The sequence below is a fragment of the Nostoc sp. 'Peltigera membranacea cyanobiont' 210A genome, from assembly GCF_002246015.1.
Classification (GTDB): Bacteria; Cyanobacteriota; Cyanobacteriia; order Cyanobacteriales; family Nostocaceae; genus Nostoc.
In genome coordinates, this window is the sequence record NZ_NOLJ01000004.1 from 547,449 (window position 1) to 562,167 (window position 14,719).

Here is a 14,719-nt window from a genome sequence, read left to right on the forward strand (position 1 = left end):
GGAGTGTTAATTGCAGCAGAACTGGTTTATTCATGATAGCGGTTGATCTGAGTGGGGCTGACCTCAGCGGGATAAACTTGGAAGGAGCCTTTTTGGAAGCTGCTCACTTGGACAATACCAATCTCAGTGGGGCTAATCTCAGGGGAGCCTATATGGAAGGAACTCAGTTCAATGAAGCCATCCTTAACGGCGCTAATTTGAGCGAGGCTAGAGGTGGTGAAGCTAACTTCATTAATACTTCCTTTGTCAATGCCAACTTGAGCAGAGCCGAAATGTACCAATGCGGTTTTGATGGCGCTAATTTCAGCCATGCTATTTTCAGGGGTGCTTTCGTGAACCACTCCTTTTTCGATGGTGCTAACTTCACCAATGCCGATTTGCGTTCGGTCGAAGGCTTTTATAACATTCGTAAGGCTATTTTTAGTAATACCATTATGGAAGATGGAAGTATTTGGTATGACAGTATTGGGTATTGAATACATAGATACTCATTCTTCTAGCTCAAAAATAGATTTTGTGAACTCAAAAACTAATTCGGTTGTCTCAAAACCTCAAACTTCCCCTACCTCTAACTAAACTGCTGGGCATAAAATCGCGCATAGCGACGCTCTAGGGCTAATAATTCTTCATGGGTTCCTGATTCGACAATTTGTCCTTGTTCGAGAACTAAAATACGATCGCATCTTCTAACTGTCGATAAACGGTGAGCAATAATAAACACCGTCCGTTTTTCCATCAGTCTTTCCAGCGCTTCCTGTACCAGTGCTTCTGACTCGGAATCTAATGCTGATGTCGCTTCATCCAGAATCAAGATTTGGGGATTGAGCAGAACCGCACGAGCGATCGCAATTCTTTGTCTTTGTCCACCTGATAAGTTTACCCCACGTTCGCCTACCCAAGTCTTATAACCTTCTGGTAGTTGGCTAATAAATTGATGGGCATTAGCAATTTTCGCCGCCTCTTTAACTGCTTTTATGTCAAAAATATATTGTCCAAAGGCGATGTTTTGAGCAATCGTCCCCGAAAACATGATGGTTTCTTGAGGAACAATCCCAATTTGTCGCCGCAGACTATGCAGCTTCACATCTCGAATATCAACATCATCAATGAATATTTGACCAACTTCCGGGTCGTAAAAACGCGGGAGGAGATTCACAAATGTGGTTTTACCAGCACCAGAAGCACCCACAAGTGCGATCGCTTCACCTGGCGATACCAATAAACTGATATCTTTTAATACAGGTTCACCCGGTTTGTAGGCGAAGGAAATATGACGATATTCTACCTTGCCATTGACTGGGGGGAGAGCGATCGCATTGATCTTTTCAATCACCGTCGGCTGAATTGCCATCAATTCAAAAACCCGGTCAACAGATGCTTCACCCTGCTTAAATTCGTTGTAGTTATTAGTAGTGTGACCAATGGGATCGATTAACAGTGCCGCCGCCGCCAGATAACTGAAAAAATTCGCCACTGTCAAGTTACCTTGAGAAATCTGCCACGCTCCCACAATCAGTAACGATAACGCACTTAAAGCTTCCAAAAATCCGATGATGGGAATCTGAATCGCTTTCAGGCGTTCGGCTGAGTATTTTGCTTTGAGAGTGCGTTCTGCTTCATGGCCAAAGCGGGCGATTTCGTAATTTTCGGCAGCAAAAGCCTGTACCAAACGAATCCCGTTGAAAACTTCCGCAAGAATAGCTGATAAACCCGACACGCGATTTTGACTTTTTAAGGAATACTTGCCCAAGCGTTCACCAAACCAGCCGACTAAAATACCCATTAGCGGCGCAACTATGATTGTTGCTAATGTCAGTTGCCAATTCAGGTAAATCATGTAAATCGGAATTGCCACCAGCTGCAAAATGCAGGGGATAAAGTCGTGAAATATTTTATTTACCACTTCGCCAACGCGGTCAACATCTTCGGTGAGGCGGTAAGATAAATCACCAGCTTTTGCAGTTTCAAAATAGCTGAGATTTAGTTTTTGAAGATGTGCGTAGACTTGTTGGCGGAGATGAAAAGCAACTCGCAAAGCAGCTTTCGCCATGTACATATCTTGTATAGACTGAAACAAGCCTCTAACAAGAAATACTAAAGCACAACTACCAGTTATTTGAGCGATCGCTACTACATTACCTTGGGCAAAGGGAGTTGCCAATTTCCCGGCAAGATTAATTAATACTAATGTCGCCAGCACGTATCCCAAGATCCCAATAAGTCCTCTGGCGATGGTTTGCCACTGGAGTCGGATATAAGGCAGCAGTTGCCAGTAATTAGAACGGGTTTTCAAGCTCGAAAGTCCACAGCGATATTTTACTTTGTTTGACGCTAACAGTTTTTAGTGAGTTTCTGAACACTTAACTAATTAGTTACAAACTGTTTTAGCGTTGATCCTAGAGTTAATTAGTTCATAAGTAGTAGATAGATATATTTAATTGCGGTGTAACAGTTCTGGATGTGGAATCCCAGATTTAATCTTGTTTTGAATATTGCACCGCCCTCATCACCAACGCCGTCACAGGTAAAATAGATGTGCGCCAAGTCCCCATCCCCTAACCCCAGAACCCACCATGACACAAATCACCCTTTCCGATCTCCCCGAAACCATCCAAACCCTACTCAACCAAGCCCAAAAAACAGGCGAACCCCTCACTATTACCCAAAACGGTATCCCCTTCGCCATCATTTCCCCCATCAAGAAAAAATCCCTCCTGGAAACCCTTTCCACCCTTGAACCACTAAACGAAGACTTTGCCGACGTGGACGAAGGGTTATTACCCTTAGATGATATTGAGTTTTCAAAATGAGTTATTTATACTTTTTAGATACAAACATCATTTCCGAACTAATTAAAAACCCCAGAGGAGTGCTATTTTCAAAAATTCAAGATGTTGGAGAAGACAAAATTTGTACAAGTATTATAGTAGCTTGTGAATCAAGATTTGGAGCTAACAAAAAGAACTCCCAAAAGCTCATAGAAAAACTTGAAATAATTTTGGATAGTATTGAAATACTACCCCTAACTCATCCTGTAGAGCAATATTACGCAGAAATCCGCACTGATTTAGAACAACAAGGTAAACCGATTGGAGCTAATGACTTATTAATTGCTGCCCATTCTTTAACCCTTGGTCTAACTCTCGTTACCGCCAATATTCGTGAATTTTCCCGTGTTCCTAATTTAAAAGTAGAAAACTGGCTCAAACCTCCCTAAAATCAGAAATATCTAAAAAATTAGCCCTCTCCTTGTTAAGTAAGGAAAAGGCTGAATTAATCTTAAAATACTTCCTAATTTTCCGGTTGAATTACGAACTACGAATTACGAATTATGAATTACGAACTACTTAATACCCGCCTTCTTCTTCGTATTCTGGCTGTCTTTCCTTGACTTTCTTGGGAATGTTCACAGGCTTCGGTGCATCTTCCCAAGCATCGCCGTCTACGTCGTCATAATCATCGTACTCGTCAACATAAGGCTTGCTATAGGGCTGGGCTTCATATTTTAGCGGCTGCGGTTGTTGATACCTGTCGTTGCCTGTTGCCTCGCTCCAGTTATCTTCTTCCTCATCTTCTTCGTATTGAATAGATTCATACTGCCGCGCCTTCATTACCTGACGCTGTGGCCTTTCCTCTTCCACATAATCTTCATTCCATTCTTCTTCCCGCGCTACGGGTTCGGGGGCGCGAACTTTTTGCCTGGGTGGCTGCAATGGCACTCCACTAGGCAGTTGATTACCTGGTGCAACTTGGCGCGGTGGAGCATAGCCACCGTATTCTTCTTCTATATCTCGCTCCCACGGTGCTTTGCCGATACCCAAGCGCTCTAGTAAACCAACTGTCAATTGGTTTACCCGTTCTTCGGCTCCCTCAAATACAATCAACCGATTGGGGCCAGTGCTGACAATTTCATCTACTGAGAACTCGTAAGTACTCAGAAATTGATCGGGAATTTGGGGCAATCCTAAAGAAGCAATGACTATAGATTCAAGCTTCCCATTTTCACCGTTGAACTTGAAGCCCCGAACTTTGCCTAAGACTTCACCTGTTTCTGTAATTACTTCCCAGTTAATCAAATTACTGAGAGATTCAACTTCGATATCTTCAATGACATCTTCGTTATCAACCAGGATGACATCACCAATCTGGCTGATGTTGTTGAGGTACATATAGCGCGGTATGCCCGAAATGGAGATCAGGCTGTCTCGCAAACCAAGAGCCACAACCTCTCTTTGATCGATATCAACCCAGACTTGACTGATGATGCCTAGCCGCTTGCCGTTGTCGCGGGTAATCACCTGGGTATTTAATATGTCGGAACGCCTAATTATCTGTTCGGAGGTCATTCTATACCGAGTCCTGATCTCGAATCCGGTTTAACGCGACGTGCAACTTATTCTTAGAATCCCTCTCCAAACCTCTATCCCAGTGAACGAGAAGCTTTGATTTTTGCTCTCTTTCCCTGGTAGGGAATGGGTTTGGGGTTAGGTTTGAGAGAAAGTCACACATTACGTGGTTTATCTATACACTATTATTAACAAAAACTCAAGCAGATGTATTGGATGATTGTAACTTAATCCCCAAAACTTGAGTGTAAGCTCCTCGTGCTTGAGTAACGCCAATTGTGCGTTCGGCTGATTCTATCATCGGACGACGCAAACTCACAACTATAAATTGGGCTTGTTGTGATTGTTGTTTAATCATTCTAGCTAATCGTTCTACGTTTGCCCCATCTAGGAACATATCTACTTCGTCAAAGGCGTAAAATGGCGATGGGCGGTAGCGTTGCAGGGCAAAGATAAAGCTCAAGGCGGTGAGTGATTTTTCTCCTCCAGACATGGAAGCTAGGCGCTGTACTGGTTTACCTTTGGGATGTGCGACTAAATTCAATCCACTGCTAAAGGGATCTTCGGGATTTTCGAGTTGCAAGAAGCCGTCACCGTCTGAAAGAATAGCAAAAATTGATTGAAAGTTTTCGTTGACAGCATCGAAAGCTTCTTTAAAGGCAAGTTGCCGCAATGTGGTAAAGTTTTCAATCCGTAAAAGTAGCTCGGTGCGTTCCCCTTCTAGTGTCTCTAATTTTTGTGTGAGTTCTTGGAGACGGTTTTGAGTGCGTTCGTATTCTTCCAACGCCAGCATATTGACAGGTTCCATTGCCTGTAAGCGTTTGGTAAGCGATCGCAATTCTTTCTGCAATTCTTCTAAATCTACCTGATCTGGAACTTCCGGCAAGGGATTTGGTAATTCTGCTCCCACATCCCGCAATTGAGTTTGCAGTGCAATTAGTTCCTCTCGCCGTTTCTCTTGGGTTTCTTGGAGTTTTTGGATTTCCCATTCCAATTGTTGTTGGCGCAAAAGGTGCGATCGCACTTCCAGTTCTGTAGCGTCGCGTTTTTGTTTCTCTTCGCCCAAATTCTGCTCCATTTGACTCAACGATAAACGGGTTTGGGTGATTTGCTCGTCTAGCGTTGTGATTTGTGTGGAGACGCGATGAATCGCATCTCTACAAGAGATTTGTTGGGTTTCGTATTCGGTGATTCGCGTTTCACCTTCTTGGATTTTTTCTTGCAAACGTTGTTGCTGATTTTCTAAATTTTTTAATCTTTGTTCAGCTTCCCGTAACGCTGTTTCGCGTTGTTGCAATTGTTGCTCTTGAATTTTAATGGTTGCCTGGATTTGTTGCCATTCACTGGGGGTTTGGGATGCTTCTAACTCTGCTAAGGCGTGTCGCAATTGTTGCAACTCATTTTCTTGCCCAGGTAATTCCCGCTCTAAAATTTCTAATCGAGATTGAGCAGTGGCTAACTTTTCGCTGTTTTGGGCGAGTTGCGATCGCGTCCCCTCTAATTGCGCTGTTAAACTCTTAATATCTTTCTGCAACTGTTCCAATTGCAACTGCTGTTCGCGCCGTGCTTGACGCGCTTCGGTGAGTTCCTGGGTGAGTTTTTTGGTTTTGGTTGACAAAGTTGCGATCGCTTCAGTACAACGCTCTAAAACCCGCTCAATGTCCACTAAGCGAGTTTTTAAAGCGATCGCTTCATCAGATTCTCCCGCTTCCGCATTGCCAAACCGCAAGGACGAACGCTGGTTGTTGCTACCACCAGTCATTGCACCGCTGGTTTCCAGAAGTTCCCCGTCTAAGGTGACGATGCGATATAATCCTAAGTTTTTCCGCGCCGCCTCAAGGTTGGCAAATACCACCGTGTTACCGAAAACATAGCTAAATACATCTTTGTAACGGCGATCGCAATCGACTAAGTTCACAGCATAATTAACGAAGCCGCTAGCGAAACGCAGCGTTGCATCTTGGGTAAATTTGGGAGCGTGAATTTTATTCAGCGGTAAAAAAGTTGCCCTCCCTGCACGTTTTTGTTTGAGCAATTCAATACCCGCTGCGGCGATGCTGTCATCTTCCACCACAATATGTCCCAAGCGTCCCCCAGCAGCCATTTCTAAAGCTAGCTGATGGCGGGGTTCTACCTTTCCTAACTGCACAACTAAGCCACAAAGTCCAGGTATGCCCGATTGTAAAATGACTTTACTGGCTTGGGTTCCTTGGACTTCTTGCTGTGCTTGCGCTTGCGCCTCGATTTTATCTAACTGGCGTTGTTTTTCTCGTTGTTCAGAAAGTAAGCGTTTTTGAGTTTCCTGTTGGATTTGCAGTTCTTGTTCTGTGGCTGAAAGATTTTGGGCTAAATTTTGGATGGGTTCGCTAGAGGCGTTAAATTCCGTTTCAACTTGATTACACTCAGTTTGTTTTTGGGCTAATAGCGGTTCGTCGCGTTCAATTAACTGGGTTTGTTCTGAAATTAACTGCTGTAACTGATTATTGCGTTCCCTGAGTTGTGCTTGTTCGGTACGTTGCGGTTCTAGGGTGTGCAGCAAAGCTTCAATTTGACGGTTGAATGCTGTTTGTTGCTGCACCCAGGCTTCCGAAGCTGAGGCGATTTCTGCGGCGGCTTCGCGGGAGGTTTCTAGAGATTGCTGTGCTTCATTTCTTTGTTGTTGGGAAGACGCGATGAATCGCGTCTCTACAATGTGTGTTTCGGCAATTTCTTCTAGGGAATGACGATGTTTTTGAATCTCTTGCTGAGTTTGAGCTAGACGTTTGGCAGTTTCCTGCGTTGCTGTTTGTAATTCCGTTAGCTGACGCTGGAGTTGTTTACGTTCTGCTTCTTGGGTGGCGAGGGTAGATTGTACCGCCAAAAGTTCGTCTTCTCCCAATGCTTTCACGTGGGCATTGAGTTGTTCTAGTTCAGCAGTTTTTTGGACTATTTGGGAATTTAGGTTTGTGAGTTGGGTAGTAAGTTCAGTAAAATTGCGATCGCCTGTTTGAATTTCGTGAACTAATTTTTCTTGTTGTGTTTGCAAGGATCGCCATGATAAAACAGCTTCCCAGGATTGTTTCGCCAGAAATTCCGTGCGGAGTTTTTGATATTTCTCAGCTTTAGCACGATCTTGAGAAAGGCGATCGCGCTGTGCAGTTAATTCTGTCTCAATAATCCGACAGCTATCTTCTTTTTCCTTCACCTCATCTAAAGTTGATTTGGCTTGGACAATTTTGCGATCGAATGCCGCCACCCCAGCCAATTCATCAATAATTTCCCGTCGTTCCCGCGCATTCATGGAGATAATACTGGTGACATCCCCTTGAAGCACCACATTGTAGCCTTCAGGATAAACCCGTAGATTACTTAGTTCCCCATGCAACTCTGTTAACGTGCAAGGTACACCATTGATATAGTAATTCGATGTGTAAGTCCCTTGGTGAGTGACTCGTAGCCTTCTAGTAACACTCCACTCTGCCGATTTTGGATTTTGGACTTCGGCTTCGCTCAGTCGAGCGATTTTGGATTTTAGATTTTCTTCCCCTGCCTCCCCTGCATCCCCTGCTTCCCCTGCATCCCCTGCATCCCCTGCTTCCTCCCTATGTGCCTTTGTGTCTTTGTGTGAGATTTCATCCGACAAATCAAATGTCACCGTGACGCTAGCCTCAATCGAAGCACGTCCTTTTGCCGTTTGAGTGTTATTTACCAAATCTGGTAAGCGTTCGGCTCGCATTCCCTTAGAACTGGAGAGTCCCAGGCAAAAGAGCAGTGCATCTAAGATATTAGACTTACCCGAACCATTTGGCCCAGATATGACAGTACACCCCGGTAGCAAAGGGACAGAAGTAGTGCCACCGAAGGATTTGAAGTTCGTAAGTTCCACGCGCTTGATGTGCACCATAGGCGCTGGTTCCCTGGGCTAATGAAGAACAAGTGTATCAACTAATTAAGAATTCGCAAGAGGGTAAGGGGGAGAATTGGAAATTACAAGTAGACGCGTTGCAGTGAGTCTGCAAGCTTCACTCAAAAGGCTTACCGCAGGCGATCGCTCAGTGTACAGCGAAAATTTTGATGTCGCAAACTGACCATCAAATTTTCCCAGAGCAGATAATATCATGTCCGACTAATTACTTGTAATTCAAAAATTTCTGCGTTTGCGTATCTTTGTGTCTTTGCGTCAGCCCTAATTACAAGTATTTAAACGGACACTAACTAAGAAGATTTTAAGTTTCAAGGTAAACCAGTTGGTATAGTTTAAATCATCTCTTCTGTATCTGTCGTCCTCAGTTGAGCGTGACAACAAAGCGTCGCATTTTTATCTCAGCATATAACTAGTTTGAAATAGTATCAAGGCATTCTGACACAGTAATGTGAGTTGCTAAGTAACAGGGGGGAGGAAGTGAAAAAAGCAACTCACCCCAATGGTAGAGGATATTAAAAGCACTAAATGAATTTATAATATAATAATCTTTACAATTGTAAAAACGTAGAAAGAAAGCCCTCTTTACTACCTCAATCTGCTGTCTGTGATTTGGTTATTAACCCTCTAATATTTGTAGAACTTAGTAATGAAGAGATTAATTAAAGGTCTGCGCGAATTTAAATCTAGCTATTTTTCGACACATCAACAATTATTTGAGCAACTTTCACAGGGTCAAAAGCCCAGAGTATTATTTATTACCTGTTCTGATTCGCGCCTCGATCCAAATCTAATTACACAAGCCCAAGTTGGTGAATTATTTGTCATTCGCAATGCAGGTAACATCATTCCACCGTATGGGGCAAGTAATGGCGGTGAAGGTGCGACAATTGAATATGCTATTCAAGCTTTAGATATTCGCCAAATTATTATTTGCGGTCACTCTCATTGCGGTGCAATGAAAGGATTAATGAAGTTACACAATCTCAGCGATGAAATGCCGCTCGTACATGATTGGCTTAAATATGCAGAGGCAACTCGAAGGCTAGTTATAGACCATTACAGTCACTACGATGAAGAAGAACTGCTAGAGATTATAATTGCCGAAAATGTTCTTACTCAAATTGAAAATTTGCGGACATATCCAGTGATTCACTCTAAGCTTTATCAGGGAGAACTCAGCATTTATGCTTGGATTTATCACATCGAAACAGGAGAAGTTTTCGCATACGATCCCCAGAAACATGCTTATGTTTTGCCTCAAACTCAGCTTCCAGAATCAGAAATAGATGAGTCCTTCAGGGTTCAGCTTCCAAATACTAATGGAGCAGTGAATTCCCCTCAAACCCAGCACGATGATGGTCAATCTTATGAGAAAGTGTCTATTTCTGCATTTGAGTGGTTTCCAATGAAACGCCTTTCTCCAGAGCAGATGGAGCGAATTTATCGAGGTTCAAATAATGGAAGTTGAAAGATGAAAAATAGAATTTAAAACATTTTCTTAGAGGGTTGGGGGTGAGGTTTTTGTACCTTATTCAACTGAAAACCGCTATATATTGCACCCAACTGATAACCTCTATATTCCTTACTTTTATTTACAGTAGATTGCAAGTTAATGAAGTAGAAAAATACCCCTCCCTAACCCTCCCCTTAGAAAGGGGAGGGAACAAGATTTCTTATTTCCCTCCTTTTTTATAAGGGGGGATTAAGAGGGGTAATTTGACTTGTTGTGTACACCGTAGGCTTGTGGGGAGGGGGAGGGTTTGCTTTACTCAAATGCGGGGTGGGGTTCTTTATTTTTGATTTATCCAAAAGGTCTATTCTTTTATGGCTTTTTCACACTATCAACTTTTGCTTCTAGCTTCACTGTCTTCACACCTTGAACTTCTTTAGCTAAGGTTTCAGCTTTCTTGAGTTCTTCAGCAGAAGCGGCTGTACCTTTGAGGATAATTTCACCTTCTTTGTTTTCAACTTGTAACTTGTTGCCTGGTAAACCTTTATTCAACTTTGCGCTAACTTCAGTTTTTAAATCGCTCTTAGCTTTTGTTGCTGCCGTTTTTTCAGCATCGGTTTTAACTTTCGTACCTGTATTAGCTGCTAAGGGAGTAGCTTGTGTTTCTGGAACTTTGGCAGTTTGATTTGTCTGCGAAGCTGGTTTTGCTGGTGCTTGGGCGGCTTCATTAGTTGTGCTAGGAGTTTCTGAACCAGTTTTAGGAGCCTCTTGGCAGCCAAAAGTACCAACTACCAAAATGCTACTAACTACTAATAGAATTAGCTTTTTCATTATCTATCTCCGAATTGAGTACTTGAAGCGGTTAATTGAGGTGTGTGTGATGATGAGGAGCAAATTTAAAAAAACAATTAAAAGTGAAGTAGCAAAAGTGCTTAAGCAATAACTCAGGTTACTGAAAATTGAAATTTGGACGATTTCTTGAACCTAAGATTTTGCACCTAGTTTTGAGAAATGCCAATTCAATTGTTCTGACGGCTGATAACCAGGATGGCTTTACACACAGTCTCTGGCTCTCGATGAATTTAATGTAGATGCTGAGTAGCTGTTTTGATGGTAGACTATGCCACTGCACAGTAGTGACTCGATGTTATCAGATTTGAGTCAATTTGGCGATGTCTATGACGAATTTCAAACTTCAGCCTTTTTGCAATCCTGTATAAGCATTCTTACCATCAAAATGTTACTTTATAAAACTATGGCTTACTTACAATGCCTTAAATATCAGGAAATATTAGTCAATGCCCTACCTTACTTCGGCTAGCGAAATTCGTGCTATTGTCGCTGAATATACAAACGCTAAAACACTGTGGATAGATACAGAAGTCGCTGACTATAAAAGTCGTAATCCCCGATTATCGCTGATTCAGGTATTAGATAATCCTCAAGATATGAGTGGCGATCGCGTCTATCTTTTAGATGTATTAGACCAGCCTACTATTATAGCTGAATTTATTGATAAAATTATGATAAATTCTGCGATTGAAAAAGTTTTTCACAACGCCAGTTACGATCTAAAATTTCTCGGTAGCAAGAAAGGCAAAAATATTACTTGCACTTTGGAAATGGCCAAAAAAATTCCCTACTATCTTTTGCCATTACCCAACTACCAACTCAAGACAATAGCTACAGCACTTTGTAGCTTTAATAATATCGATAAACAAGAACAAAAAAGTGATTGGGCAAAACGCCCTCTGACTGAAGAACAGATAGAGTATGCTTACCTAGACTGCATTTATCTTGCTCAAATTCACCTAAACTTGTTAGACTTACAAGCCCAAGCCAGCCCCGAACCTGCAACAGAAAACTTAAGATCGCTAAGTACTAGATACTCGCAAGTTGAGCAGCAATGGAAATTGTTGAATTCAGAATTTGAGCATTTGCAAGAACGTATAAAAAAAGCCATGCAGGCTCAGGATATATCAGAAACTTATGATTATAAGCTGACTAGTTATGAACGGACTACAATCAAAGCTGCATTTACAGAATTGGCACACCTAGCACAAAATCAAGGTATTAATTTAGATTTTCCGATTACGCTAACTCAGAAACTCCAAAAAGATTTAGGGCAAAATCTAGAACAATTGTCTGTAGATATTGACAAAAATACCTCTTGGCGGTTAATTCCTAAAACTCAAGAGAGTGAAGCTGAGGATGAGTAAATTGTTCATCAGGCTACAAATGTCAGAATTTATAGAGTTATTGTGAAGAATAAATATTGAAATTTAATAATTCTTGCCTCCTCCCTTCTCTAATAAATCTATAAAATATTAGGGAAATTTGTCAATTAACTTTAAAGGGCTATCAAAAGTTAGAATAGTTATTGAGCTAAAGAATTAAAATCTAGATTTTGGTACTAATTCCATTCAGGTATTATGGCAGTTTATATTAACTTATGAGACGGCGTTTATTTGGGCAAAAGCGAACAAGGGTAAATACTTTATTTACCATAGCTATTTTTACTACATTGACCGCAACTAGCAGTATTTCTTGTAGTAAGAATGACAATGTATTAGTAACAGAAATAGGAGTTAGTCAACCTAGCCGTAGTTCAGCTACAACTTCCAATGGTGGGGAATTTTATCTTCAGGGAAAGAATCAGCATTTAAACGGCGACTTGCAAGCTGCGATCGCTTCTTATAGTAAGGCAATTAGTCAAAATTCTCAATATGGCGCTGCCTACAACGCGCGGGGACTAGCCTACTTCGATTTGGGAGACAAGGAAAAAGCGATCGCAGATTACAATCAAGCACTCCGCATCAACCCTAATGATGCCGAAGCCCACAATAACTTAGGAAATGCCCGCGCCTCACTAGGAAACAACAGAGAAGCAGTTAAAGATTACAGTGAAGCGATTCGCCTCAATCCCAACTATGCCGAAGCTTATAATAACCGGGGAAATGCCCGCGCCACCAATGGAGACAAAAAAGGGGCAATAGACGATCTCGATCAAGCAATTCTTCTTAACCCCAAATATGCGATCGCTTATAATAACCGAGGAAATGCCCGTGCTGCCAATGGAGATGCCAAGGGTGCGATCGCAGATTACAATCAAGCCATTCGCCTCAATCCTAACTTTGCTCCTGCCTACAATAACCGAGGAAATGCCCGCGCCACCAATGGAGACAAACAGGGGGCGCTCAAGGACTTACAACAAGCAGCAAACATTTTTCAAAGTCAAGGTAACAACGATTTATACCAACAAGTGATGAATAACATCAAAGAACTTGGACAGTAGCAGAGGGGCAGGGAGCAGGGGAGTAGGGGAGCAGGGGGGAAATTCCTCTCCTCTGTATCCTTTTCCCTGCACCCCTGCCTCTTTACCCAATGACAAATGACAAATGACAAATGACAAATGACAAAATTACATCCCAGAACCAATGTGAATGCGATCCTCGACTTCCGCAAACTTTTCTAGTGCTTCCTGTTCAGTACTCAATAGTGAAACGACAATCGCCACAATAAACGCCAGTGGGATACTGATTAATCCAGGATTTTTTAGAGGAAAGGGTGCAGAAGCGTGCTTGAGAATCGTTACTTGAATAGTAGGTGATAAATAAATCAGTACTAAAGAGGAGACAGTTCCTACTAACATACTTGCAACCGCACCATTGGTTGTAAAGCGTCGCCAAAGCATGGATAAGAGTAACGCTGGGAAGTTTGCACTCGCAGCGATCGCAAATGCTAAACCTACCATATAGGCTACGTTTTGTCCTTTAAACAAGATACCCAGAAATATTGCCACTAATCCCAAAAGCATTGTCGCACCACGAGCCACCTTCAATTGTTCTGACTCGTCAGCATGGCCAGAGCGCACCACATTTACCCATAAATCATGAGACAGTGCAGCCGCACCTGAGAGTGTCAACCCAGCGACAACAGCCAAAATAGTTGCAAAAGAAACAGCGGCGATAAAGCCTAAGAAAGCATCACCACCGAGAAATTCTGCCAACATCGGCGCAGCCATGTTACCACCAGTACCAATTTTCTCAATGGCATCTTTACCTACCAGTACCATCGCTCCAAAGCCCAGAATGAAGGTAAGGAGATAAAAAACGCCAATAATAGCTGTGGCGTAAGTAACAGAGAGTCGCGCTGCTTTGGCGTCGGGTACTGTATAGAAACGCATTAGGATGTGGGGTAATCCAGCAGTGCCGAACATCAACGACATCCCTAAAGAGATAGCATCCAAGGGGTTAGAAACCAGTTTGCCTGGAGCTAATACACCTGTATACTTTTCAGATGCAGCGGCGAAAAGAGCAAGTGGGTTAAAGCCAAATCGCGCCAGTACCAAGATAGCTAGTAAAATAGTTCCGGCGAGCAACAAAACTGCTTTGATAATTTGTACCCAAGTGGTGGCAATCATCCCGCCAAAAATCACATAAGCCATCATCACACAACCGACGATGACCACAGCTAATTCATAATCAAAGCCAAACAGCAGTTTGATTAATTCCCCAGCACCTACCATCTGGGCAATTAAGTAAAAGCTAATTACTACTAGCGTTCCAATTGCAGATGCAATACGTACAGGTTTTTGCTGCAAGCGAAAAGCCACTACATCAGCAAAAGTGTATTTACCTAAGTTACGTAGTGGTTCGGCAATTAGGAACATGACAATCGGCCAGCCCACCAAGAAGCCGATAGAATAAATTAAGCCGTCAAAGCCGTTGAGTGCCACCAGCCCCGCGATACCTAAAAAGCTAGCTGCACTCATGAAGTCTCCAGCCAAGGCCAGCCCATTTTGGAAACCGCTAATTTTACCGCCAGCTGTATAGAACTGTGCCGTATTTTTGGTAAGCTTTGCCGCCCAATAGGTAATGCCTAAAGAACTTACAACAAACAGAAAAAAGAAAGCGATCGCCAACGGGTTAAACTTACCAAGACTGGTAATATCCGCCGCTAGTGGCAGATCGAACCACACACTATTCATGCTTTTTTGGTTTAGGATTTTGAATTTGG

The 14,719-nt window shown here is 42.5% G+C and carries 12 protein-coding genes; 7 read left to right on the forward strand and 5 right to left on the reverse strand.

Annotated elements, in window-relative coordinates:
• Positions 1-32 precede the first annotated feature (32 nt).
• Positions 33-476 carry a pentapeptide repeat-containing protein gene (locus CDG76_RS15300; RefSeq protein ID WP_223265245.1) on the forward strand — a complete coding sequence of 148 codons (444 nt, stop codon included), beginning with the start codon at positions 33-35 and terminating at the stop codon, positions 474-476.
• A gap of 92 nt (positions 477-568) precedes the next feature.
• On the opposite strand, the gene CDG76_RS15305 is transcribed toward CDG76_RS15300, so the two are convergent.
• Positions 569-2,293 (reverse strand): ABC transporter ATP-binding protein, encoded by a 1,725-nt coding sequence (locus tag CDG76_RS15305; protein WP_094349835.1) that lies wholly within the window; start codon positions 2,291-2,293, stop codon positions 569-571.
• 280 nt (positions 2,294-2,573) lie between these two features.
• Here CDG76_RS15305 and CDG76_RS15310 point away from each other — a divergent pair, with 280 nt between their 5' ends.
• Together CDG76_RS15310 and CDG76_RS15315 are read left to right on the forward strand one after the other, a co-directional pair.
• The gene (locus tag CDG76_RS15310) at positions 2,574-2,810 is read left to right on the forward strand and encodes a type II toxin-antitoxin system Phd/YefM family antitoxin (RefSeq protein ID WP_094349836.1); all 237 of its coding nucleotides are present in this window, start codon (positions 2,574-2,576) and stop codon (positions 2,808-2,810) included.
• On the forward strand, positions 2,807-3,217 hold the full coding sequence (locus CDG76_RS15315) for a type II toxin-antitoxin system VapC family toxin (protein WP_094349837.1): 411 nt from the start codon (positions 2,807-2,809) through the stop codon (positions 3,215-3,217). Before CDG76_RS15310 ends, CDG76_RS15315 begins: the two co-directional genes overlap by 4 nt.
• A gap of 130 nt (positions 3,218-3,347) precedes the next feature.
• Here CDG76_RS15315 and CDG76_RS15320 read toward each other — a convergent pair whose 3' ends face one another.
• Together CDG76_RS15320 and smc are read right to left on the reverse strand one after the other, a co-directional pair.
• On the reverse strand, positions 3,348-4,346 hold the full coding sequence (locus CDG76_RS15320) for a PRC-barrel domain-containing protein (RefSeq protein WP_094349838.1): 999 nt from the start codon (positions 4,344-4,346) through the stop codon (positions 3,348-3,350).
• A 199-nt stretch (positions 4,347-4,545) separates the two neighbouring features.
• Positions 4,546-8,229 carry a chromosome segregation protein SMC gene (gene smc / locus CDG76_RS15325; RefSeq protein WP_094349839.1) on the reverse strand — a complete coding sequence of 1,228 codons (3,684 nt, stop codon included), beginning with the start codon at positions 8,227-8,229 and terminating at the stop codon, positions 4,546-4,548.
• Between the two features lie 667 nt (positions 8,230-8,896).
• Between smc and CDG76_RS15330 the strand changes: the two genes are divergently transcribed.
• Complete coding sequence (locus CDG76_RS15330; RefSeq protein WP_094349840.1) at positions 8,897-9,718, forward strand: carbonic anhydrase; 822 nt, start codon at positions 8,897-8,899, stop codon at positions 9,716-9,718.
• Positions 9,719-10,072: 354 nt separating this feature from the next.
• On the opposite strand, the gene CDG76_RS15335 is transcribed toward CDG76_RS15330, so the two are convergent.
• Positions 10,073-10,531: a BON domain-containing protein gene (locus tag CDG76_RS15335; RefSeq protein WP_094349841.1), complete on the reverse strand. Its 459-nt coding sequence runs from the start codon at positions 10,529-10,531 to the stop codon at positions 10,073-10,075.
• Positions 10,532-10,820: 289 nt separating this feature from the next.
• On the opposite strand from CDG76_RS15335, the gene CDG76_RS36185 reads away from it, so the two are divergent.
• The 3 genes from CDG76_RS36185 (at position 10,821) to CDG76_RS15345 (ending at position 12,995) form a co-directional block, all read left to right on the forward strand.
• Positions 10,821-11,021: a hypothetical protein gene (locus tag CDG76_RS36185; protein ID WP_143854094.1), complete on the forward strand. Its 201-nt coding sequence runs from the start codon at positions 10,821-10,823 to the stop codon at positions 11,019-11,021.
• Positions 10,999-11,919 (forward strand): ribonuclease D, encoded by a 921-nt coding sequence (locus tag CDG76_RS15340; RefSeq protein ID WP_094349842.1) that lies wholly within the window; start codon positions 10,999-11,001, stop codon positions 11,917-11,919. Before CDG76_RS36185 ends, CDG76_RS15340 begins: the two co-directional genes overlap by 23 nt.
• A 233-nt stretch (positions 11,920-12,152) precedes the next feature.
• The gene (locus CDG76_RS15345) at positions 12,153-12,995 is read left to right on the forward strand and encodes a tetratricopeptide repeat protein (RefSeq protein ID WP_094349843.1); all 843 of its coding nucleotides are present in this window, start codon (positions 12,153-12,155) and stop codon (positions 12,993-12,995) included.
• 126 nt (positions 12,996-13,121) lie between these two features.
• Here CDG76_RS15345 and CDG76_RS15350 read toward each other — a convergent pair whose 3' ends face one another.
• On the reverse strand, positions 13,122-14,690 hold the full coding sequence (locus CDG76_RS15350) for a sodium:solute symporter family transporter (RefSeq protein ID WP_094349844.1): 1,569 nt from the start codon (positions 14,688-14,690) through the stop codon (positions 13,122-13,124).
• Positions 14,691-14,719: the final 29 nt, after the last annotated feature.

What these genes read in the sequence shown, in the direction of transcription:
- smc (WP_094349839.1), bottom strand. Translation starts at nt 8,229, where the DNA reads ATGGTGCACATCAAGCGCGTGGAACTTACGAACTTCAAATCCTTCGGT.
- CDG76_RS15330 (WP_094349840.1), top strand. Translation starts at nt 8,897, where the DNA reads ATGAAGAGATTAATTAAAGGTCTGCGCGAATTTAAATCTAGCTATTTT.
- CDG76_RS15310 (WP_094349836.1), top strand. Translation starts at nt 2,574, where the DNA reads ATGACACAAATCACCCTTTCCGATCTCCCCGAAACCATCCAAACCCTA.
- CDG76_RS15315 (WP_094349837.1), top strand. Translation starts at nt 2,807, where the DNA reads ATGAGTTATTTATACTTTTTAGATACAAACATCATTTCCGAACTAATT.
- CDG76_RS15340 (WP_094349842.1), top strand. Translation starts at nt 10,999, where the DNA reads ATGCCCTACCTTACTTCGGCTAGCGAAATTCGTGCTATTGTCGCTGAA.
- CDG76_RS15345 (WP_094349843.1), top strand. Translation starts at nt 12,153, where the DNA reads ATGAGACGGCGTTTATTTGGGCAAAAGCGAACAAGGGTAAATACTTTA.
- CDG76_RS15335 (WP_094349841.1), bottom strand. Translation starts at nt 10,531, where the DNA reads ATGAAAAAGCTAATTCTATTAGTAGTTAGTAGCATTTTGGTAGTTGGT.
- CDG76_RS36185 (WP_143854094.1), top strand. Translation starts at nt 10,821, where the DNA reads ATGCCACTGCACAGTAGTGACTCGATGTTATCAGATTTGAGTCAATTT.
- CDG76_RS15350 (WP_094349844.1), bottom strand. Translation starts at nt 14,690, where the DNA reads ATGAATAGTGTGTGGTTCGATCTGCCACTAGCGGCGGATATTACCAGT.
- CDG76_RS15320 (WP_094349838.1), bottom strand. Translation starts at nt 4,346, where the DNA reads ATGACCTCCGAACAGATAATTAGGCGTTCCGACATATTAAATACCCAG.
- CDG76_RS15300 (WP_223265245.1), top strand. Translation starts at nt 33, where the DNA reads ATGATAGCGGTTGATCTGAGTGGGGCTGACCTCAGCGGGATAAACTTG.